The sequence below is a fragment of the Enterobacter sp. SLBN-59 genome (assembly GCF_024807915.1).
In the GTDB taxonomy this organism is placed as follows: Bacteria; Pseudomonadota; Gammaproteobacteria; order Enterobacterales; family Enterobacteriaceae; genus Enterobacter; species Enterobacter asburiae_B.
Window position 1 is genome coordinate 1,677,797 of sequence record NZ_JANUFI010000001.1, and the last position, 20,406, is coordinate 1,698,202.

Here is a 20,406-nt window from a genome sequence, read left to right on the forward strand (position 1 = left end):
CTACCTCTCGTCAGGCTGGGTTAGGGATATCAATAAAGGTCACATCCAGACCGGTATTTTCCGTCAGCCACTCGCTGAGGGCGCGAATGCCGCCGCGCTCGGTGGCATGATGGCCAGCCGCATAAAAATGCAGCCCCTGTTCACGCGCCGAATGAATGGTCTGCTCGGAAACCTCGCCGGTGATAAAAGCATCGACGCCGAAACGCGCGGCGCTGTCGATAAAGCCCTGACCGCCACCGGTACACCATGCGACACGCTTCACCGTATCCGGACCGGTATCACCGCTCCACAGCGGACGACGGCCCAGGCGCGCTTCAATCCACGATGCCAGCTCCAGCCCCGGAATCGGCATCGCCAGCTCGCCCCACGGCACCAGCGGTTCAATTTCCCCCATCACGGTAATCCCCAGTAGCTGCGCCAGCTGGACGTTGTTGCCGAGCTCCGGGTGCGCATCCAGCGGCAGATGATAGCCGTACAGGTTGATGTCATTAGCCAGCAGCGTTTTCAGACGATTGCGCTTCATCCCGCGAATAATCGGCGATTCGTTTTTCCAGAAGTAACCGTGATGAACAATCACCGCGTCGGCGTTCTGACGAACGGCCTCGTCCAGCAGCGCCTGGCTTGCCGTCACGCCGGTGATAATTTTTTGCACCGTCTCACGACCTTCAACCTGGAGCCCGTTCGGGCCGTAATCGCTGAAAGAGGTACTGTTCAGTTTTTCGTTAATCAGGCTTTCCAGTTCGCTGTTTTTCATCATCACTCTCTTATGCTTTGCGGGCAGCTTCGTACGCCGCCAGCGTGGCGACACGCGCCTGTTTATGGTCGACAATCGGACGAGGGTAATTCAGCTTTACACGCTGTTTATCCGCCCATGCCCACGGTTCGTGGATCGCTTTAGCAGGTATACCGTTAAGTTCAGGAACCCAGCGGAGGATAAACTCGCCGTCCGCATCAAATTTTTGCCCCTGCGTGGTCGGATTAAAAATCCGGAAATAGGGCGCGGCATCGGTGCCGGTAGAGGCTGCCCACTGCCAGCCGCCGTTATTCGCGGCGAGATCGCCATCGATCAGCTGAGAGATAAAATAGCGCTCTCCGATACGCCAGTCGATAAGCAGATCCTTCACCAGAAAGCTGGCGGTAATCATCCGCAGGCGGTTATGCATCCACCCCGTCTCGTTAAGCTGACGCATGGCGGCATCGACTATCGGGTAACCCGTCTGCCCGCTTTGCCAGGCTTTAAGCTGCTTATCATTCGATTGCCACTTTACATTATCGGTCCAGCCAATGAAGGGCCGATGCTTACACAAACCCGGATGAAAGGTCATCAGATGGCGATAAAACTCGCGCCAGATAAGTTCATTCAGCCAGACGGACCCTGCGCCGCCCTCCAACGCCTGCGGCTGCTCCGCCAGCAGACGATGCAAACACTGGCGCGGTGAGATCGCGCCCAGCGCCAGACAGGCCGACAGGCGGCTGGTGCCCTCGATGGCGGGAAAATCCCGACGCGCGTCGTAATATCCCGCGTCCTGCTTGCAGAACTGGCGCAGTTGAGCGATTGCCGCTTTCTCATCGGCGGGGAACAGCGTTTCATCAAACGGCTGCTGAGGGTAATCAAACGTCAGCTCAGGCAGATCCTTTATGGCTTCGCCTCGTACGGCAGGCGCGGCAACGCACTCCGGCAGCGCCTCTTTCAGACGTTTGATAAAGGCATTTTTGAACGGCGTAAAAACTTTATACATCTCGTGGTTGCCGGTCATCACGCTGCCCGGTGCCAGCATCACGCTGTCATCAAACCCTTCACAGACCACCCCTTCCAGCATCTTCTCCAGCTGACGGTCGCGCTGCTGTTCGTTGAATTCGTACTGATAGTTGTAAAAAAGATGCGTGACGTTGTGCTGCTTACAGATCTCCTGCACCGTCTGAAGCTGTGCGGCAAAATCACTCACCTCTTTATAGAGAAGCGGTATGCCTTTTCCAGCGAGCGAGTGCTGCAGATCGTTCAGATACGCCCGGAGCAAGGCCGCCTGCCGGGGGGCCATATCGTGCTGCCGCCACTGCTCGGGCGTGGCCATAAACAGGGCCAGTACGTTAGCGTCTTTGGCGCGGCAGGCTGCCGCAAGGGCGATGTTGTCATGTACGCGCAGGTCCGCGCGAAACCAAACCAGATGGGTGGGCATAAAACTCCAGGCAATTATCCATTATGTCCGTAAGGGCATGCCGTAAAAGGAAAAAGCATGCATTGAACTACTTTGCCATGAAGTGTAGACGGGATGAAATAAAAAAGGCCGCCCGAGGCGGCCTTAGCGCTACTTGTCCTGCGCTATCGTGGTTAACGCGACAAACCCATTAGGTTCATCGCTCTTTACAACGAGTACGCTGGCGACAATGAACGCGATGCAAAAATAGCGTTTCATTATGCGGTCCTTCCTGCTAACCGCTCCACCGTTCACCACCGGTGATAAGTCGGTGGACACAAGCCCGGGTAGGCGGGCTGCTTTACGGCTGTAAATACACCTTTCCCAGGACCGATGCCCATTTGCGAGATGGCGGAAAGGGACGCAGCATAATAATTAACATCCGCTGCGAAGGTAAGATACTCAAATAAAATTAGGAATTTATAAAGGCTTCGAGGGATTGCCATCTGCTTACAGGAGGGTATGATAAAAATCCCGGGTAGGGGCTGCAAGACCACCCAACGGACCGCGAATCCCGAGGGACAAAAAAACCGCCAACAGTAATGTGGCGGTTTTTTTATTGCTATGTGTAGTCTTAGTATCAGTAGAAATCGCAGGTCGCTTTCTCGGCCTGATCCATCCACACCGGCTTCTCGCTGGTTTTCGCCCAGACGCGGTGCAGATAGCTGTAAAAACGTGCGCGATCTTTCCAGAACAGCATCACCGGCAGAGCCAGCACGCCAGCCACTACGGCGAAAGCGCGGCGCAAGAACACGATATGAGCCGGATACTCTTTATAAAGATCCATATTTTCTCCCCTATAGTTGGCCGGAAACGTCATCCGGAAAATTCAAAATCTGTGACCTGGCTAAAATAATATCGCTTTGTTTGTAATTTTACTACTCATCCGACCACTTATTTTTGCCCATTTAGTGAATATTTACATTCACGCCGTAATTAAGTTACAAAAAAGTTAACAGTTTACTTATCAATAGTTAAATTGTGGGCTTTGCCATTTTTATACTTTTTTTACACCCACCCTCCCCATTTTTGCGAAATCTTTGCGCCGGAAATCCTACCGTTAGTACAACAACGAAAGTCACCTGGAGGTGGATTGTGAGTGCAGGTCTTATTGCCGGCATCGTGCTGGTGTTCCTGTTATTGGGTTATCTGGTCTATGCCCTGATTAATGCGGAGGCCTTCTGATGGCTGCTCAGGCGTTTCTGCTTATTGCCAGCTTCTTAGTGGTACTGTTCATTCTGGCAAGGCCACTGGGATCGGGACTGGCACGATTGATCAACAACGTTCCTTTGCCCGGCACGGGAAGCGTTGAAAAAGGGATCTGGCGCGTGCTGGGAATAGACGATCGGGAGATGAACTGGCGTCAGTATCTGATCGCCATTCTGCTGCTGAATATCGTTGGGCTCATTGCGCTTTTTGCCATGCTGATGTTGCAGGGCATCCTGCCGCTGAATCCGCAACAGTTACCGGGCCTGTCCTGGCATCTTGCGCTGAACACGGCGGTGAGCTTTGTCACTAACACCAACTGGCAGTCCTACGCCGGTGAAACAACGCTGAGCTATTTCAGCCAGATGGTCGGGTTAACCGTGCAAAACTTCCTCTCGGCCGCCAGCGGTATCGCCGTGATCTTCGCACTGACGCGTGCGTTTGCGCGTCAGAAAATCAATACCCTGGGTAACGCGTGGGTGGATTTGACGCGCATTACGCTGTGGATCCTGCTGCCAATTGCGCTGCTGATCGCGCTGTTCTTTATCCAGCAGGGCACCCTGCAAAACCTGATGCCTTACGCGCCCTATACCTCGCTGGAAGGTGCAAAACAGCTCCTGCCGATGGGGCCAGTAGCGTCACAGGAAGCCATCAAAATGCTCGGGACGAACGGGGGTGGCTTCTTCAACGCCAACTCTTCGCATCCGTTTGAAAACCCTACCGCATTAACCAATTTTGTGCAGATGCTGGCGATTTTCCTGATCCCCGCCGCGCTCTGCTTCGCCTTTGGTGACGTGGTTAACGATCGCCGTCAGGGCCGCACCCTGCTCTGGACGATGTCACTTATCTTTGTAGTCTGCGTGGCGCTGGTGATGTGGGCTGAATGGAGCGGCAACGGCCATTTCATGCAGCTGGGGGCCAACAGCAATATCAATATGGAAGGTAAAGAGAGCCGCTTTGGCATTCTTGCCAGCAGCCTGTATGCGGTGGTCACCACGGCGGCCTCGTGCGGGGCAGTTAACGCCATGCATGATTCCTTTACGGCGCTGGGTGGCATGATCCCGATGTGGCTGATGCAGATTGGCGAAGTGGTGTTTGGCGGCGTGGGTTCGGGTCTTTACGGCATGCTGCTGTTCGTGCTGCTGGCGGTGTTTATTGCCGGTTTGATGATTGGCCGCACTCCGGAATACCTCGGTAAAAAAATCGACGTCCGCGAGATGAAATTAACCGCGCTGGCGATTCTGGTCACCCCTGCGCTTGTGCTGCTCGGCACCGCGCTGGCGCTGATGACCGAGGCCGGACGCAGCGGCATCTTTAACCCGGGCATTCACGGTTTTAGTGAAGTGCTGTATGCCGTCTCCTCTGCCGCCAACAACAACGGCAGCGCCTTTGCGGGCTTAAGCGCCAACTCACCGTTCTGGAACTGCCTGCTGGCATTCTGCATGTTTGTGGGTCGCTTTGGGATCATTGTGCCGGTCATGGCAATTGCCGGATCGCTGGTGAATAAAAAAATCCAACCGACCACCACCGGGACATTACCGACCCACGGCGCGCTGTTTATCGGCCTGCTGACGGGCACCGTGTTACTGGTCGGCGCCCTGACCTTTATCCCCGCCCTCGCGTTAGGCCCGGTCGCGGAATACCTCTCTTTACGCTGATTTTGCGGAGAAATTGTCATGAGTCGTAAACAACTGGCCCTGTTCGAACCGTCATTAGTTCGCCAGGCGCTCATGGATGCGGTGAAAAAGCTGAGTCCGCGCGTGCAGTGGCACAACCCGGTGATGTTTATTGTCTGGGCGGGAAGCGTGCTGACCACCGCCCTGGCGATTGCCATGGGAACGGGCCACATGCCGGGAAATGCAACGTTTACCGGCGCCATCAGCCTGTGGCTGTGGTTTACCGTGCTGTTCGCCAACTTTGCGGAAGCGCTGGCGGAAGGCCGGAGTAAAGCCCAGGCCAACAGCCTGAAAGGGGTGAAGAAAACCGCCTTCGCGCGCAAGCTGCGTGAACCGAAATACGGCGCGCAGATGGACCACGTTCCGGCTGATGAACTGCGTAAAGGCGATGTGGTGCTGGTGGAAGCCGGTGACATTATCCCTTGCGACGGTGAAGTCATCGAAGGGGGCGCCTCGGTGGATGAAAGCGCCATTACCGGGGAGTCCGCGCCGGTTATCCGTGAGTCCGGCGGCGATTTCGCCTCCGTGACGGGCGGGACGCGCATTCTCTCCGACTGGCTGGTGATCCAGTGTAGCGTTAACCCGGGGGAAACCTTCCTCGACCGGATGATCGCCATGGTGGAAGGCGCCCAGCGCCGTAAAACACCGAACGAGATCGCCCTGACCATCCTGCTGGTGGCCCTGACCATCGTCTTCCTGCTGGCAACCGCGACGCTGTGGCCGTTCTCCGCCTATGGCGGCACCGCGGTCACTATCACGGTGCTGGTGGCGCTGCTGGTCTGCCTGATCCCCACCACCATTGGTGGCCTGCTGTCAGCCATCGGCGTAGCCGGCATGAGCCGTATGCTCGGTGCCAACGTCATCGCCACCAGCGGGCGTGCGGTTGAAGCCGCCGGTGACGTGGACGTCTTACTGCTGGATAAAACCGGGACCATTACCCTCGGTAACCGCCAGGCGTCAGATTTCCTACCCGCCCCGGGCGTGGATGAAAAAACGCTGGCAGACGCCGCGCAGCTCTCTTCGCTTGCCGATGAAACCCCGGAAGGCCGCAGTATCGTGATCCTCGCCAAGCAGCGCTTTAACCTGCGCCAGCGCGACGTTCAGAGCCTTCACGCTACTTTCGTGCCCTTCACGGCGCAAACCCGCATGAGCGGCATTAACATTCAGGATCGCATGATCCGTAAAGGTTCTGTTGACGCCATCCGTCGCCACATTGAGGCTAACAACGGCCACTTCCCACCGGAAGTGGACACCCTGGTCGAAAGCGTGGCCCGTCAGGGGGCGACGCCGCTGGTGGTGGCCGAAGGGGCACACGTGCTGGGGGTAATTGCCCTGAAGGATATCGTCAAAGGCGGCATCAAGGAGCGCTTTGCCCAGCTGCGTAAAATGGGGATCAAAACGGTGATGATCACCGGGGATAACCGTCTTACCGCCGCGGCGATTGCCGCCGAAGCGGGCGTGGATGATTTTCTTTCTGAAGCCACACCGGAAGCGAAACTGGCGTTGATTCGTCAGTATCAGGCGGAAGGCCGTCTGGTGGCGATGACGGGCGACGGCACCAACGACGCCCCTGCCCTGGCGCAGGCCGACGTGGCGGTGGCAATGAACTCCGGTACCCAGGCGGCAAAAGAGGCGGGCAACATGGTCGACCTCGACTCAAACCCGACCAAGCTGATTGAAGTGGTGCACATCGGCAAGCAGATGCTGATGACGCGCGGGTCACTGACTACGTTCAGTATCGCCAACGACGTGGCGAAATATTTCGCCATCATTCCGGCGGCGTTTGCTGCGACCTACCCGCAATTAAACGCGTTGAACGTGATGCACCTGCACTCTCCGGCATCGGCCATTCTGAGCGCAGTGATCTTTAACGCCCTGATTATTGTCTTCCTGATCCCGCTGGCGCTGAAAGGCGTGAGCTATAAGCCGCTCACGGCCGCCGCCATGCTGCGCCGCAACCTGTGGATTTACGGCCTGGGCGGGCTGGTGGTGCCTTTCATCGGTATCAAGGTTATCGACCTGCTGTTGACGCTGTTCGGCCTGGTTTAAAAGGTGAATCAAATGACGATGTTACGCCCCGCTATACTTCTGTTTATTCTGCTGTCTCTCATTACCGGCGGGCTGTACCCGCTGGTGACCACCGCGCTGGGCCAGTGGTGGTTTAAGGATCGGGCCAACGGCTCGCTGATTATGCAAAACGGTGAAAGCCGCGGTTCGCGCCTGATTGGTCAGAACTTTACGGATGCCCGTTACTTCCAGGGACGCCCTTCCGCCACTGCCGAAAGCCCGTATAATCCAATGGCATCCGGCGGCAGTAACCTTGCGGGCAGCAACCCCGAGCTGGACAAAGCCGTTGCTGAGCGCGTGGCAGCCCTGCGTGCCGCTAATCCGCAGGCCAGCCGTGAGGTGCCCGTAGAGCTGGTGACCGCCTCGGCCAGCGGGCTGGACTACAGCCTGACGCCGGCAGCCGCGGCATGGCAAATCCCGCGCGTCGCCGCGGCCCGTCAGCTGACCGTCGAACAGGTTAGCCGGCTGGTTGCGGAGCACACGCAAAAGCCGCTGGTCAGCTTTATCGGCATGCCCGTGGTGAATATTGTTGAGCTGAATCTGGCGCTGGACGCGCTAAGGAAAAACTAAATGACCGACGAGCCCATGCGCCCGGATCCGGACAGGCTGCTTGAACAGACGGCTGAAGCCCATCGCGGCAAACTGAAAATTTTCTTTGGCGCCTGCGCAGGCGTCGGGAAAACCTTCGCCATGCTGACGGAAGCCCAGCGGCTTCGGGCGCAGGGGCTCGATATTTTGATTGGCGTGGTTGAAACCCACGGACGCAAAGAGACCGCATCGCTGCTGAAGGGGCTGGCCACCCAGCCGCCCCGCCGCATCAGCCACCGCGGTCGGCTAGTCACCGAATTCGATCTCGATGCCGCACTCGCCCGCCGTCCCGCCCTTATCCTGATGGACGAACTGGCGCACAGCAATGCGCCAGGCTCACGCCATCCAAAACGCTGGCAGGATGTAGAAGAGCTGCTCGAAGCCGGCATCGATGTTTTCACGACGGTTAACGTTCAGCATCTCGAAAGCCTGAACGACGTGGTCAGCGGCGTGACCGGCATTCAGGTGCGCGAGACGGTGCCCGACCCTTTCTTTGATTCCGCCGATGAAGTGGTACTGGTTGACCTGCCCCCTGACGATTTGCGCCAGCGCCTGCATGAAGGCAAAGTCTATATCGCCGGCCAGGCCGAGCGCGCCATCGAACATTTCTTCCGTAAAGGCAACCTGATTGCCCTGCGCGAGCTGGCCCTGCGTCGTACTGCCGATCGCGTCGACGATCAGATGCGCGCCTGGCGCGACCTGCAGGGCCAGGAGCGCGTCTGGCATACGCGAGATGCCATCCTGCTGTGCGTAGGCCACGGCAGCGGCAATGAAAAGCTTGTCCGCACCGCCGCGCGCCTGGCGGCTAAATTTGGCAGCGTCTGGCATGCGGTGTATGTCGAAACGCCGCAGCTGCACGCGCTCCCCGAGAACCAGCGCCGCGCGATATTGAGTTCGCTTCGCCTGGCGCAGGAGCTGGGTGCCGAAACCGCCACCCTTTCCGACCCTCAGGAAGATAAAGCCATCCTGCGCTACGCCCGTGAGCACAATCTGGGGAAAATCGTGATTGGCCGTCGCCAGCATCGCCGCTGGTTTAGCCGCGAATCGTTTGCCGACAAGCTGGCCCGCCGCGCACCGGATCTGGACCTGGTGATCGTGGCGCTGGATGATAAGCCCACGCCGTTACCCAGCCGCGCGCCGGACAGCCGTGCCTTCAGCGATAAATGGCGCATTCAGCTGCGCGGCTGTCTTGTCGCCGTCGTGCTCTGCGCCCTGATTACCGTGATTGCCAGCCAGTGGCTGATCGCGTTTGATGCCGCCAACCTGGTGATGATCTACCTGCTTGGCGTGGTGGTGGTGGCGCTCTTTTACGGGCGCTGGCCGTCGGTACTGGCGACGGTGATTAACGTCATCAGCTTCGATCTGTTCTTTATTGCCCCGCGCGGGACGCTCGCCGTGTCGGATGTTCAGTACATTCTCACCTTTGCGGTGATGCTCACCGTCGGGCTGGTAATCGGGAATCTGACGGCGGGCGTGCGCTACCAGGCGCGTATTGCCCGCTATCGCGAACAGCGCACGCGCCATCTCTATGAGATGTCGAAATCGCTGGCGGTGGGCCGCACGCCGCTGGATATCGTGCAGACCAGCGAGCAGTTCATTCGCTCGACGTTTCATGCCAGCAACCTGATTTTACTCCCTGACGAACACGGCAAGCTGCGCCCGCTGACGTCGGCCTCTGGCATGACGCCCTGGGACGAAGCCATCGCGCGCTGGAGCTTTGATAAAGGGTTACCTGCGGGCGCAGGGACCGACACCCTGCCCGGCGTGCCCTACCAAATTCTGCCGCTGCGCAGCGCCGATAAAAATCAGGGGCTGGTGATTGTTGAGCCCTCAAACCTGCGCCAGCTGATGATCCCCGAACAGCAGCGGCTGCTGGAGACCTTTACGCTGCTGGTTGCCAGCGCGCTGGAGCGGCTGGCCCTCACCGCCAGCGAAGAGCAGGCCCGGCTGGCGAGCGAGCGTGAAAGCATTCGTAACTCGCTGCTGGCGGCGCTCTCTCACGATCTGCGAACCCCGCTCACCGTCCTGTTTGGTCAGTCAGAAATCCTGACGCTGGACCTGGCGGCCGAAGGCTCTAAACACGCCCTTCAGGCCAGCGAGATCCGCCAGCATGTGCTGAATACCACGCGTCTGGTGAATAACCTGCTCGATATGGCGCGTATCCAGTCAGGCGGTTTTAACCTCAAAAAAGAGTGGCTCACGCTTGAAGAGGTGGTGGGCAGCGCCCTGAAAATGCTCGAACCCGGCCTGGGCGGGCGGCATATTGCGCTGAACATGCCCGAGCCCTTGACCTTAATTCACGTTGATGGTCCGCTGTTTGAACGGGTGCTGATCAACCTGCTGGAAAATGCCGGCAAATATGCGGGCGCCAGCGCGCAAATTGGCGTGGATGCGACGGTGGACGATGGCACGCTTCACCTTGACGTCTGGGATACCGGACCCGGCATTCCCGCCGGGCAGGAGCTGGCTATTTTCGAAAAATTCGCGCGCGGCAATAAGGAGTCTGCCATTCCGGGCGTGGGGCTGGGGCTGGCGATTTGCCAGGCGATCATTGACGTCCATGGCGGGTCCATTTCCGCAGAGAATCGTCCGGAAGGCGGCGCGCGGTTTTGTGTTACACTTCCTCTGGAAACCCCGCCAGAACTTAATGAATTACCAGAGGATTTGTGATCAACGTTCTGATTGTTGAAGATGAGATCGCCATTAGCCGTTTTCTGCGCGCTGCGCTGGAAGGGGATGGTCTGCGCGTTCATGATGCGGGCACGCTTCAACGGGGTTTAATTGAAGCCGCCACCCGCAAGCCGGACCTGGTGATCCTCGATCTTGGTTTGCCGGACGGCGACGGCATCGATTTTATCCGGGAAGTGCGTCAGTGGAGCCAGATGCCGATCCTCGTGCTCTCCGCGCGTACTGAAGAGACGGATAAAATCGCGGCGCTGGATGCCGGTGCAGATGACTATCTGATTAAACCTTTTGGTATCGGCGAGCTTCAGGCTCGCCTTCGCGTGGCGCTGCGTCGCCACAGCGCAACCACGCCAGCTGACCCAACCTACACGTTTGGGGATATCCGGGTTGACCTGGCCGCGCGGCGTATTGTGCGCGGTGAAGAAGAAATCCATCTAACGCCAATAGAATTTCGCCTGCTCGCCGTACTGCTCAACAACCACGGCAAGGTACTCACCCAACGCCAGCTGTTAAGTCAGGTGTGGGGGCCCAACGCGGTGGAACATAGTCATTATTTACGCATATATATGGGACACCTTCGTCAGAAACTCGAAGTTGACCCCGCTCGCCCCCGCCATTTATTAACTGAAACCGGTATCGGTTATCGGTTTATGCTTTGAATAACTATTCATTTTATTTTTAAATAAAAACGAAATCCCTCAGACAATATTTCACAAATAACCCATAAATTATTTTTACGGGCTATTTTCGCTCATTTAAAACATTGACAACACAACCTGTTAACGCATCATCAACAAATCAGAATTTTGATCTGCGATATTCATCTAAAACGAATATTTATTTCTGATTTGATCGGTTAACGGTGATCTACCTCACGGTTAATCGTCTTTCCCTGGATAAAATGACCATGCTTTCAATTACTGAAAGGAAAATGAAACATGGAAAACAACAATCGCTTAATGCCCCATATAAGGCGGACAACACATATCATGATGTTTGCCCACCGAAACTGCTTTGACTTTCATCTCTTTAATGCCCGGTAGTCCTTCGACTTCTGGCGCACTCGCTTACAGGTTACCCTGAAACACCTTATTTTACAGGCCATTGCCTGTGAACTCGTGCGCTCATTCATTTTAATTCAGACTTATCCGCACCGGGCGGACTGAATTTCAATCATCAAAAAAGCAATTCACTGATTTTAATCAGCGGCCACCCTTTGCTTTTTTTCCGGTAAATTATCGATTTCTTTCTTGCAAGAAATCGAGGGACGCTTATTACCTAAAATAAAGAGAGAAAGATGAAAAGTTTAAAAATCGCAGCCAGCCGTGCATGTCCGGATTGCTTTACTACCCAGCGTGAACTGGTAGATGTCCGCGCCTCTGATTATATTGATGTTGCCGCCATTGTTCTGGCGGTCACGGATATTGCCAGCGGTATCCTGGACGAAATAGAAGCCACCGGTTTTGGCATTCCTGTTTTTGTCGCGACCCACAAAGAAGAGTTCATCCCGGCAGACTATTTATCGCGCATTCACGGCGTATTTGAGTATTCAGACACCAGCAACGACTTTTATGGACGCCAGCTGGAAGCGGCAGCCCAGAAGTATGAAACCCAGCTGCGCCCGCCGTTTTTCCGCGCGCTTGTCGACTATGTAAAGCAGGGCAACAGCGCGTTTGACTGCCCGGGACATCAGGGTGGTCAGTTCTTCCGCCGTCATCCTGCCGGTAATCAGCTTGTCGATTTCTTTGGTGAGACGCTTTTCCGCTCCGACCTGTGTAACGCCGACGTGGCGATGGGCGATCTGCTGATCCACGAAGGCGCACCGTGCATCGCCCAGCAGCATGCGGCAAAAGTATTTAATGCCGATAAGACCTACTTCGTGCTGAATGGCACCTCGTCATCCAACAAAGTGGTGCTTAACGCCCTGCTCACCCCGGGCGACCTGGTGCTGTTCGACCGTAACAACCACAAATCTAACCATCACGGTGCCCTCCTCCAGGCGGGAGCAACGCCGGTCTATCTGGAAACCGCGCGCAACCCGTACGGCTTTATTGGCGGCATTGACGCCCACTGCTTTGAAGAAAATTATCTGCGCGAGCTGGTGGCAGAGGTGGCGCCTGGCCGTGCACGCGATGCGCGTCCGTTCCGTCTGGCGGTGATCCAGCTGGGTACCTACGATGGCACCATCTATAACGCTCGTCAGGTGGTGGATAAGATTGGACACCTGTGTGATTACATCCTGTTTGACTCGGCCTGGGTGGGTTACGAGCAGTTTATTCCGATGATGGCCGACTGCTCTCCGCTGCTGCTGGAGCTGAACGAAAACGATCCGGGGATCCTGGTCACCCAGTCCGTGCATAAACAGCAGGCCGGCTTCTCGCAGACCTCGCAAATCCATAAGAAAGACAGCCACATAAAAGGGCAACAGCGCTATGTCCCGCATAAGCGCCTGAATAATGCCTTTATGATGCACGCCTCCACCAGCCCGTTTTATCCGCTGTTCGCTGCGCTGGACATTAATGCCCGTATGCATGAAGGCCAGAGCGGCCGCAACATGTGGATGGACTGCGTGGTGAACGGTATCGAAGCGCGCAAGCTGATTCTGGAGAACTGCCGGTATCTGCGCCCCTTCGTGCCGGAAACGGTGGATGGCCGTCCGTGGGAAAGCTGGGACACAGCGGAAATTGCGACCGATCTGCGCTTCTTCCACTTCGTACCGGGTGAAAACTGGCACGCTTTTGAAGGCTACGCTGAGCATCAGTATTTTATCGACCCGTGCAAGCTCCTGCTGACCACGCCGGGTATTAACGCCCGCACCGGGGAGTATGACGACTTCGGCGTGCCCGCCACTATCCTCGCCAACTTCCTGCGTGAAAACGGCATCGTGCCGGAAAAGTGCGATCTCAACTCGATCCTGTTCCTGCTCACGCCTGCGGAAGATATGGGCAAACTGCAGCAGCTGGTGGCGCAGCTGGTGCGCTTCGAAAAACTGCTCGAGAGCGATGTTCCGCTGAAAGACGTCCTGCCTTCTCTCTACAAACAACATCCGGAACGTTACGCGGATTACACCCTGCGCCAGATCTGCCAGGAAATGCATGACCTGTACGCCCGCCACAACGTGAAACAGCTGCAGAAAGAGATGTTCCGCAAGTCTCACTTCCCACGCGTGATGATGAACCCGCAGGACGCAAACTACGCCTATCTGCGCGGTGAGGTTGAACTGGTCTCTCTGCGCGATGCGGAAGGCCGCATCGCCGCCGAAGGCGCCCTTCCTTATCCACCGGGGGTGCTGTGCGTGGTCCCAGGGGAAGTCTGGGGCGGTTCCGTGCTGCGCTACTTTGCCGCGCTGGAAGAAGGCATCAACCTGCTGCCGGGCTTCGCGCCGGAGCTGCAGGGTGTGTACGTCGAGGAGTGTGAGGGTCGCAAGCAGGTTCGCTGTAACGTCATCAAACAACCCGCCGCTCAGCCCGCGCTGCTGAAAGGAGAGAAATTATGAGTAAGTCCAACAAGATGGGCGTGGTGCAGCTGACCATCCTCACCATGGTGAACATGATGGGCTCCGGGATTATCATGCTGCCCACCAAACTGGCAGAGGTGGGCACCATCTCTATCATCTCCTGGCTGGTGACGGCAGTCGGTTCAATGGCGCTGGCGTGGGCGTTTGCCAAGTGCGGAATGTTCAGCCGTAAGTCAGGCGGCATGGGCGGCTATGCCGAATACGCCTTCGGCAAGTCGGGCAACTTTATGGCCAACTATACCTACGGGGTATCGCTGCTGATCGCCAACGTGGCGATTGCCATCTCCGCCGTGGGTTACGGTACGGAGCTGTTTGGCGCGACGCTCAGCCCGGTGCAAATTGGGCTGGCGACCATCGGGGTGCTGTGGATCTGTACCGTGGCTAACTTTGGCGGCGCGCGTATCACCGGACAGCTCTCCAGCATCACCGTCTGGGGCGTGATTATCCCGGTTGTCGGCCTGTGCATCATCGGCTGGTTCTGGTTCAGCCCGACACTCTACGCCAACTCCTGGAACCCGCACCATGTGCCATTCTTTACCGCGGTCGGCTCTTCAATCGCCATGACGCTCTGGGCCTTCCTGGGTCTGGAATCCGCCTGTGCGAACGCGGAAGTGGTAGAGAATCCGGAGAAGAACGTGCCGATTGCGGTCCTCGGCGGCACGCTGGGCGCGGCGGTGATCTATATCGTCTCGACTAACGTGATTGCCGGGATTGTGCCAAACATGGATCTGGCAAACTCTACGGCGCCGTTCGGTCTGGCCTTCGCGCAGATGTTCACGCCTGAGGTCGGGAAAGTGATCATGGGGCTGATGGTGATGTCCTGCTGCGGTTCACTCCTCGGCTGGCAGTTCACCATCGCACAGGTGTTTAAATCATCGGCTGATGAAGGTTACTTCCCAAAAATCTTCTCCCGCGTGACCAAAGCGGATGCGCCGGTGCAGGGCATGCTGGCGATTGTTATCTTCCAGAGCGGATTGTCGCTGATGACCATTAGCCCGTCGCTGAACAGCCAGTTCAACGTGCTGGTCAACCTGGCGGTGGTGACGAACATCATTCCGTATATTCTGTCGATGGCAGCGCTGGTGATCATTCAGAAGGTGGCGAAGGTGGATCCTCGCAAAGCGCGCGCGGCCAATATCGTGGCGCTGATCGGGGCAATCTACAGCTTCTATGCGCTCTACTCATCCGGCCAGGAAGCGATGCTCTACGGGGCAATGGTGACCTTTATGGGCTGGACGCTGTACGGTCTGGTGTCACCACGGTTTGAATTGAAGAACAAGCACAGTTAAGTAAAAGCAAAACGGCAACCCAAGGGTTGCCGTTTTTAATGTTTTCTCCCTCTCCCTGTGGGAGAGGGCCGGGGTGAGGGCATCAGCCCGCACCCATACCGCACTTACGCGTTTTTCAGCACTTCGCTGACAATCTCTACCGCTTCTTTCTCAATCTGCTGACGGTGCTCAGCGCCGAGGAAGCTTTCGCAATAGATTTTGTACGCATCTTCCGTACCGGACGGACGCGCGGCGAACCAGCCGTTCTCAGTCATCACTTTCAGACCACCAATGGATGCGCCGTTGCCCGGTGCAGCCGTCAGACGCGCGGTGATCGGATCGCCCGCCAGGGTGCTTGCGCTGACCATCTCCGGTGAGAGCTTGGACAGGGCCGCTTTCTGGGCTGACGTCGCGCTCGCCTGAATACGGTTATAGCTTGGTGCACCAAAGCGTGCCGCCAGGTCGTTGTAGTGTTCCTGCGGGTTCTTACCGGTGACCGCGGTGATCTCCGCCGCCAGCAGGCACATGATGATGCCGTCTTTATCGGTTGACCATGGCGTGCCGTCGAAACGCAGGAAAGATGCGCCCGCGCTCTCTTCACCGCCGAAGCCGAAGCTGCCGTCGTGCAGACCGTCAACGAACCATTTGAAGCCGACCGGCACTTCCACCAGCTTGCGGCCCAGCGCCTCGACCACGCGGTCAATCATCGCAGAGGAAACCAGCGTTTTACCGACGGCCACCTCTTTGCCCCACTGCGGGCGGTGCTGGAACAGATAGTTAATTGCAACAGCCAGATAGTGGTTCGGGTTCATCAGCCCGGCAGGGGTGACGATACCGTGACGGTCATAATCCGGGTCGTTAGCAAACGCCAGATCGAATTTATCACGCAGCGCCAGCAGGCCCGCCATCGCGCACTCGGAGGAGCAGTCCATGCGGATCGCGCCGTCTTTGTCCAGGTGCATAAAGCGGAAGGTCTGATCGACGTGATCGTTCACGATGGTCAGATCCAGCTTGTAGTGCTCGGCGATACGTTTCCAGTATTCGATACCGGAGCCGCCCAGCGGATCCACGCCCAGCTTCAGGCCGGCTTTCTGGATGGCCGCCATATCGACGATATCCGCCAGCCCTTCCACGAACGGCTGAACCAGATCCTGCTCTTTCACATGACCGGACGCCATGGCAGCATCCAGAGAAATGCGCTTCACGCCTTTCAGACCGTCAGCCAGCAGCGCGTTCGCACGATCTTCCACCACTTTGGTGACGTTAGTGTCGGCCGGGCCACCGTTAGGCGGGTTGTATTTGATACCACCGTCTTCCGGCGGGTTGTGGGATGGCGTGATAACGATACCGTCCGCCAGCGCGCCACCTTTTTTGTTGTGCACCAGGATGGCGTTAGAGACCGCAGGCGTTGGGGTGAAGCCATTGTTCTCCTGAACAATCACGTCGACGCCGTTTGCCGCCAGCACTTCCACCACAGAGATGAACGCCGGTTCAGACAGGGCATGGGTATCTTTCCCCACGTAGCACGGACCGGTAACGCCGTTTTTAGCGCGCTCTTCCGCAATGGCCTGAGCAATGGCCAGAATATGCGGTTCGTTAAAGCTGTGGCGCGCCGCGCTGCCGCGGTGACCAGATGTACCAAACTTCACTGCGTGTTCTGCGTTGCCCACGACCGGTTTCAGCACGTAATACTGCGCGGTCAGCTGAGCGACGTTAATCAAATCGCTTTGTTGTGCAGGTTGGCCTGCACGGCTGTGATTTGCCATTACCGGGTCCTTCTGATGCAAGGGTTAAATTGTACCGCAAACCTTTTCAATCAATTCCGCCGGGAACTGCATGGACTGCATGATGTGTTCAATCATGCTGCACTTGCGGCCCGTATTGGTATTGGTGATCACCCAGTACGGGGTGCCAGGAACATGTTTGGGTTTGGTTTGATTGCCATTTTGCAGCAGCGTCTGCTCGTCGCCCGCGAAATAGACGCGAGTACGGCCGTGAAGCGACTCGGTCGCTTCAGCAAACGCTTTGTTATCCAGTGAGTAAAGTGTAGACAGCACCAGCATAAAGCGGTTAACCGCCTTTTTCTGCTCCGCGTATTCATCGGAGAGCAGCAGCTCGCGCATCGCGCGCACTTTATCTTTTGCCGGCGTCACGGCAGGTTTTGCTTGTGCAACAACGCTCGGCTGAGACACGACATCTTTGGTGACTGGGGTAGCAGGCTGTGAAGCGGCGGAAATTTTAAGCATGCGCCGTAAAATGTCGGACGCGCTCTCCCCGATATGCCGCGTCTGGCTGGCAATATACTGATAGAGTTCGTCATCAACTTCGATTGTTTTCATCTTAATCCAGTGCGATATCTTATCTGAATACAAGTCATTGGGATTATAAGGTCAAATCCCAACAGCGGATAGCGTCAAACCAGGTTGGCCGCAAAAGTCAGATTAAACTGGAACCTTGCAGCCGGGCGGCAGAATGGTCAACATGATACCCTAACCTGACATACGTAAAAAAAGAACTTTGCCATGAAATTGAATACCCGAGCGCAAACTGCACAATCGCCGAACAATAATTCTCCCATCGTACTGGTTCACGGGCTTTTTGGCAGTCTGGATAACCTGGGCGTGCTGGCGCGCGATCTGGTTACCGACCACGATATTTTACAGGTCGATATGCGCAATCATGGTCTTTCCGGGCGTTCCGACGAGATGACCTACGCGGCGATGGCGCAGGATCTGCTGGATACGCTGGATGCCCACGACCTGCAAAAGGTGACCCTCATCGGGCATTCAATGGGTGGCAAAGCGGTGATGGCCCTGACGGCACTGGCCCCGGACCGTATTAGCGGCCTGGTGGTGATTGACGTCGCGCCCGTGGATTATGACGTCCGCCGTCACGACGAGATTTTTGCCGCCATCAATGCGGTCACAGAAGCGGGTGTCGCGACGCGCCAACAGACGGCTGCCGTCATGCGTGAGCATCTTGATGAAGAAGGCGTCGTGCAGTTCCTGCTGAAGTCGTTTGTTGACGGGCAATGGCGTTTTAACGTGCCGGTGCTCTGGGACCAGTACAACAACATCGTGGGCTGGGAAACCGTCCCCGCCTGGCCACACCCTACTCTCTTTATTCGCGGCGGCAACTCGCCTTACGTTACCGACGCGTACCGCGACACGCTGCTGGCCCAATTCCCGCAGGCTCGCGCCCACGTGATTGCCGGTGCAGGGCACTGGATGCATGCGGAAAAACCGGAAGCCGTACTGCGCGCCATTCGCCGCTATCTCGCTGATACTGCAAATTGATTAAAAAGAAAGCGACTGGAAGGCTGCGGGCTTCCAGTCGTTGGCGTGCCGTTTTTGGTGATGTATGATGGCGCGCTTATCGCCCGGGCATTAGCAGGGCGGCGTGTTTCCCCCGAAGTCTCAGAATCATGGCCAAAGAACAAACGGACCGTACGACACTAGATCTGTTCGCGAATGAGCGTCGCCCGGGACGACCCAAGACGAATCCGCTTTCGCGCGATGAACAGCTGCGTATCAATAAACGCAACCAGCTTAAACGCGATAAAAATCGTGGGCTTAAGCGTGTCGAACTGAAGCTTAACGCCGACGCCGTCGACGCGCTGAACGAGCTGGCTGACGCGCGAAATATCAGCCGCAGCGAGCTCATTGAAGAGATGTTGCTCGTCCAGCTTGAGACGTTACGCAGCCAGGCATAAGTCTGAAAATCCCCTTTCTCACCCTTTTCATGTAGCACAGAGTGCAGTCCTGCGCGATAGCTGTTTCCGCAGGGTTGCCAGTTCTGCTATTATTGCCCTTATCCGTGGCCGAATTGCGCCACCATACTATTAAGTTTCAAGAGGTTATTTTACTCATGGCAATCATCGGCATTTTCTTTGGCAGTGATACCGGCAATACCGAAAATATCGCAAAAAACATTCAAAAACAGCTCGGTAAAGACGTTGCTGATGTGCATGACATCGCCAAGAGCAGCAAAGAAGATCTGGAAGGCTATGACATTCTGCTGCTGGGTATCCCAACCTGGTACTACGGTGAAGCCCAGTGCGACTGGGATGATTTCTTCCCGACGCTGGAAGAAGTGGACTTCAACGGTAAGCTGGTCGCCCTGTTTGGCTGTGGCGATCAGGAAGACTACGCCGAATACTTCTGTGACGCACTGGGCACCATCCGCGATATCATTGAGCCGAACGGCGCGGTTATCGTAGGCCACTGGCCGACCGCCGGTTACCACTTCGAAGCGTCTAAAGGCCTGGCCGATGACGATCATTTCGTAGGCCTGGCCATCGACGAAGATCGTCAGCCAGAACTGACCGCAGAGCGCGTTGAGAAGTGGGTGAAGCAGATCCGTGAAGAACTGCACCTGGATGATATTCTGAACGCCTGATTTTATCGCGGCGCAGCTGCGGTTGCGCCCATGCTCCAGGTCAAACCGATTAAATTAATCGCTACAATCTTTTAACTTTTTCGCCCAGACCTGTACAATGTCTCCCTGATAAAACGTGGTTTTCCATTGAGCAAGTTTGTTGGTGATACCACGTTTTTATAAGCATATTTTGCCTGAGACTTGCAGTTTTCATTTAGCCATGGCAGTTCTATAATGAGACGCATTATCCCGGGTGCATTTTCTGTCACTTCCTACAGAAGTGAATCGTTTAGCAACAGGACAGATTCCGCATGACTGACAACAATACCGCATTAAAGAAGGCTGGCCTGAAAGTTACGCTTCCTCGGTTAAAAATCCTTGAAGTGCTTCAGGGTCCAGACAATCACCATGTCAGTGCGGAAGACCTTTATAAACGTCTTATCGACATGGGTGAAGAGATTGGGCTGGCTACCGTCTATCGCGTGCTGAACCAGTTTGATGACGCGGGCATTGTTACCCGTCATAATTTCGAAGGCGGTAAATCCGTTTTCGAACTGACCCAGCAGCAGCACCACGATCACCTGATCTGCCTCGATTGCGGCAAGGTCATTGAATTCAGCGATGATTCCATCGAAGCGCGCCAGCGTGAAATCGCGGCGCGTCATGGCATCCGCCTGACGAACCACAGCCTGTACCTTTACGGTCACTGCGCTGAAGGCGACTGCCGCGAAGACGATCACGCGCACGACGCGAAATAATAAGATTCATACTCTGAGCCAGCCGAAAGGCTGGCTTTTTTTTGCCTAAAAAAGCCCGGTGGCGCTGCG

At 56.4% G+C, this 20,406-nt stretch carries 18 protein-coding genes; 13 read left to right on the forward strand and 5 right to left on the reverse strand.

Going from position 1 to position 20,406, the window contains the following annotated elements; translation table 11 throughout:
- Window positions 1-10: 10 nt before the first annotated feature.
- From M2422_RS07975 to M2422_RS07985, 3 genes are all read right to left on the reverse strand, one after another.
- Window positions 11-754, reverse strand: coding sequence for a type 2 GTP cyclohydrolase I (locus M2422_RS07975; RefSeq protein ID WP_064673654.1), 744 nt, complete (start codon window positions 752-754; stop codon window positions 11-13).
- Window positions 755-764: 10 nt separating this feature from the next.
- Window positions 765-2,177: a deoxyribodipyrimidine photo-lyase gene (phrB, locus tag M2422_RS07980; RefSeq protein WP_064673653.1), complete on the reverse strand. Its 1,413-nt coding sequence runs from the start codon at window positions 2,175-2,177 to the stop codon at window positions 765-767.
- Window positions 2,178-2,775: 598 nt separating this feature from the next.
- Complete coding sequence (locus tag M2422_RS07985; protein WP_023310781.1) at window positions 2,776-2,982, reverse strand: YbfA family protein; 207 nt, start codon at window positions 2,980-2,982, stop codon at window positions 2,776-2,778.
- A 308-nt stretch (window positions 2,983-3,290) separates the two neighbouring features.
- On the opposite strand from M2422_RS07985, the gene kdpF reads away from it, so the two are divergent.
- The 9 genes from kdpF (at window position 3,291) to potE (ending at window position 15,223) form a co-directional block, all read left to right on the forward strand.
- On the forward strand, window positions 3,291-3,380 hold the full coding sequence (gene kdpF / locus M2422_RS07990; RefSeq protein WP_014069365.1) for a K(+)-transporting ATPase subunit F: 90 nt from the start codon (window positions 3,291-3,293) through the stop codon (window positions 3,378-3,380).
- Window positions 3,380-5,059, forward strand: a complete 1,680-nt coding sequence (kdpA, locus tag M2422_RS07995; RefSeq protein WP_039261302.1) for a potassium-transporting ATPase subunit KdpA — start codon at window positions 3,380-3,382, stop codon at window positions 5,057-5,059. The genes kdpF and kdpA overlap by 1 nt, the downstream gene beginning before the upstream one ends.
- Window positions 5,060-5,077: 18 nt before the next feature.
- Entirely contained in the window at window positions 5,078-7,126 is a 2,049-nt protein-coding gene (kdpB, locus tag M2422_RS08000) for a potassium-transporting ATPase subunit KdpB (protein WP_048981055.1), read from the forward strand.
- Between the two features lie 12 nt (window positions 7,127-7,138).
- On the forward strand, window positions 7,139-7,714 hold the full coding sequence (gene kdpC, locus M2422_RS08005; RefSeq protein WP_064673652.1) for a potassium-transporting ATPase subunit KdpC: 576 nt from the start codon (window positions 7,139-7,141) through the stop codon (window positions 7,712-7,714).
- The gene (gene kdpD / locus M2422_RS08010) at window positions 7,715-10,402 is read left to right on the forward strand and encodes a two-component system sensor histidine kinase KdpD (RefSeq protein WP_023310777.1); all 2,688 of its coding nucleotides are present in this window, start codon (window positions 7,715-7,717) and stop codon (window positions 10,400-10,402) included.
- Complete coding sequence (gene kdpE, locus M2422_RS08015) at window positions 10,399-11,076, forward strand: two-component system response regulator KdpE (RefSeq protein WP_008501074.1); 678 nt, start codon at window positions 10,399-10,401, stop codon at window positions 11,074-11,076. The genes kdpD and kdpE overlap by 4 nt, the downstream gene beginning before the upstream one ends.
- A gap of 279 nt (window positions 11,077-11,355) precedes the next feature.
- Window positions 11,356-11,460 carry a leader peptide SpeFL gene (speFL, locus tag M2422_RS08020; RefSeq protein ID WP_003858645.1) on the forward strand — a complete coding sequence of 35 codons (105 nt, stop codon included), beginning with the start codon at window positions 11,356-11,358 and terminating at the stop codon, window positions 11,458-11,460.
- 254 nt (window positions 11,461-11,714) lie between these two features.
- Window positions 11,715-13,913, forward strand: coding sequence for an ornithine decarboxylase SpeF (gene speF, locus M2422_RS08025; protein WP_064673651.1), 2,199 nt, complete (start codon window positions 11,715-11,717; stop codon window positions 13,911-13,913).
- On the forward strand, window positions 13,910-15,223 hold the full coding sequence (gene potE / locus M2422_RS08030; protein ID WP_014831099.1) for a putrescine-ornithine antiporter: 1,314 nt from the start codon (window positions 13,910-13,912) through the stop codon (window positions 15,221-15,223). The genes speF and potE overlap by 4 nt, the downstream gene beginning before the upstream one ends.
- 104 nt (window positions 15,224-15,327) lie before the next feature.
- Here potE and pgm read toward each other — a convergent pair whose 3' ends face one another.
- Both pgm and seqA read right to left on the reverse strand, forming a co-directional pair.
- Window positions 15,328-16,968 (reverse strand): phosphoglucomutase (alpha-D-glucose-1,6-bisphosphate-dependent), encoded by a 1,641-nt coding sequence (gene pgm, locus M2422_RS08035; protein ID WP_032649535.1) that lies wholly within the window; start codon window positions 16,966-16,968, stop codon window positions 15,328-15,330.
- Window positions 16,969-16,992: 24 nt separating this feature from the next.
- Window positions 16,993-17,541, reverse strand: coding sequence for a replication initiation negative regulator SeqA (gene seqA, locus M2422_RS08040; protein WP_008501070.1), 549 nt, complete (start codon window positions 17,539-17,541; stop codon window positions 16,993-16,995).
- Between the two features lie 183 nt (window positions 17,542-17,724).
- Between seqA and ybfF the strand changes: the two genes are divergently transcribed.
- The 4 genes from ybfF (at window position 17,725) to fur (ending at window position 20,337) form a co-directional block, all read left to right on the forward strand.
- Entirely contained in the window at window positions 17,725-18,498 is a 774-nt protein-coding gene (gene ybfF, locus M2422_RS08045; RefSeq protein ID WP_259140406.1) for an esterase, read from the forward strand.
- Window positions 18,499-18,626: 128 nt separating this feature from the next.
- Entirely contained in the window at window positions 18,627-18,914 is a 288-nt protein-coding gene (gene ybfE, locus M2422_RS08050; protein WP_028019455.1) for a LexA regulated protein, read from the forward strand.
- A 155-nt stretch (window positions 18,915-19,069) separates the two neighbouring features.
- Window positions 19,070-19,600 carry a flavodoxin FldA gene (gene fldA, locus M2422_RS08055; RefSeq protein WP_008501067.1) on the forward strand — a complete coding sequence of 177 codons (531 nt, stop codon included), beginning with the start codon at window positions 19,070-19,072 and terminating at the stop codon, window positions 19,598-19,600.
- 290 nt (window positions 19,601-19,890) lie between these two features.
- The gene (gene fur / locus M2422_RS08060; protein ID WP_014169146.1) at window positions 19,891-20,337 is read left to right on the forward strand and encodes a ferric iron uptake transcriptional regulator; all 447 of its coding nucleotides are present in this window, start codon (window positions 19,891-19,893) and stop codon (window positions 20,335-20,337) included.
- Window positions 20,338-20,406: the final 69 nt, after the last annotated feature.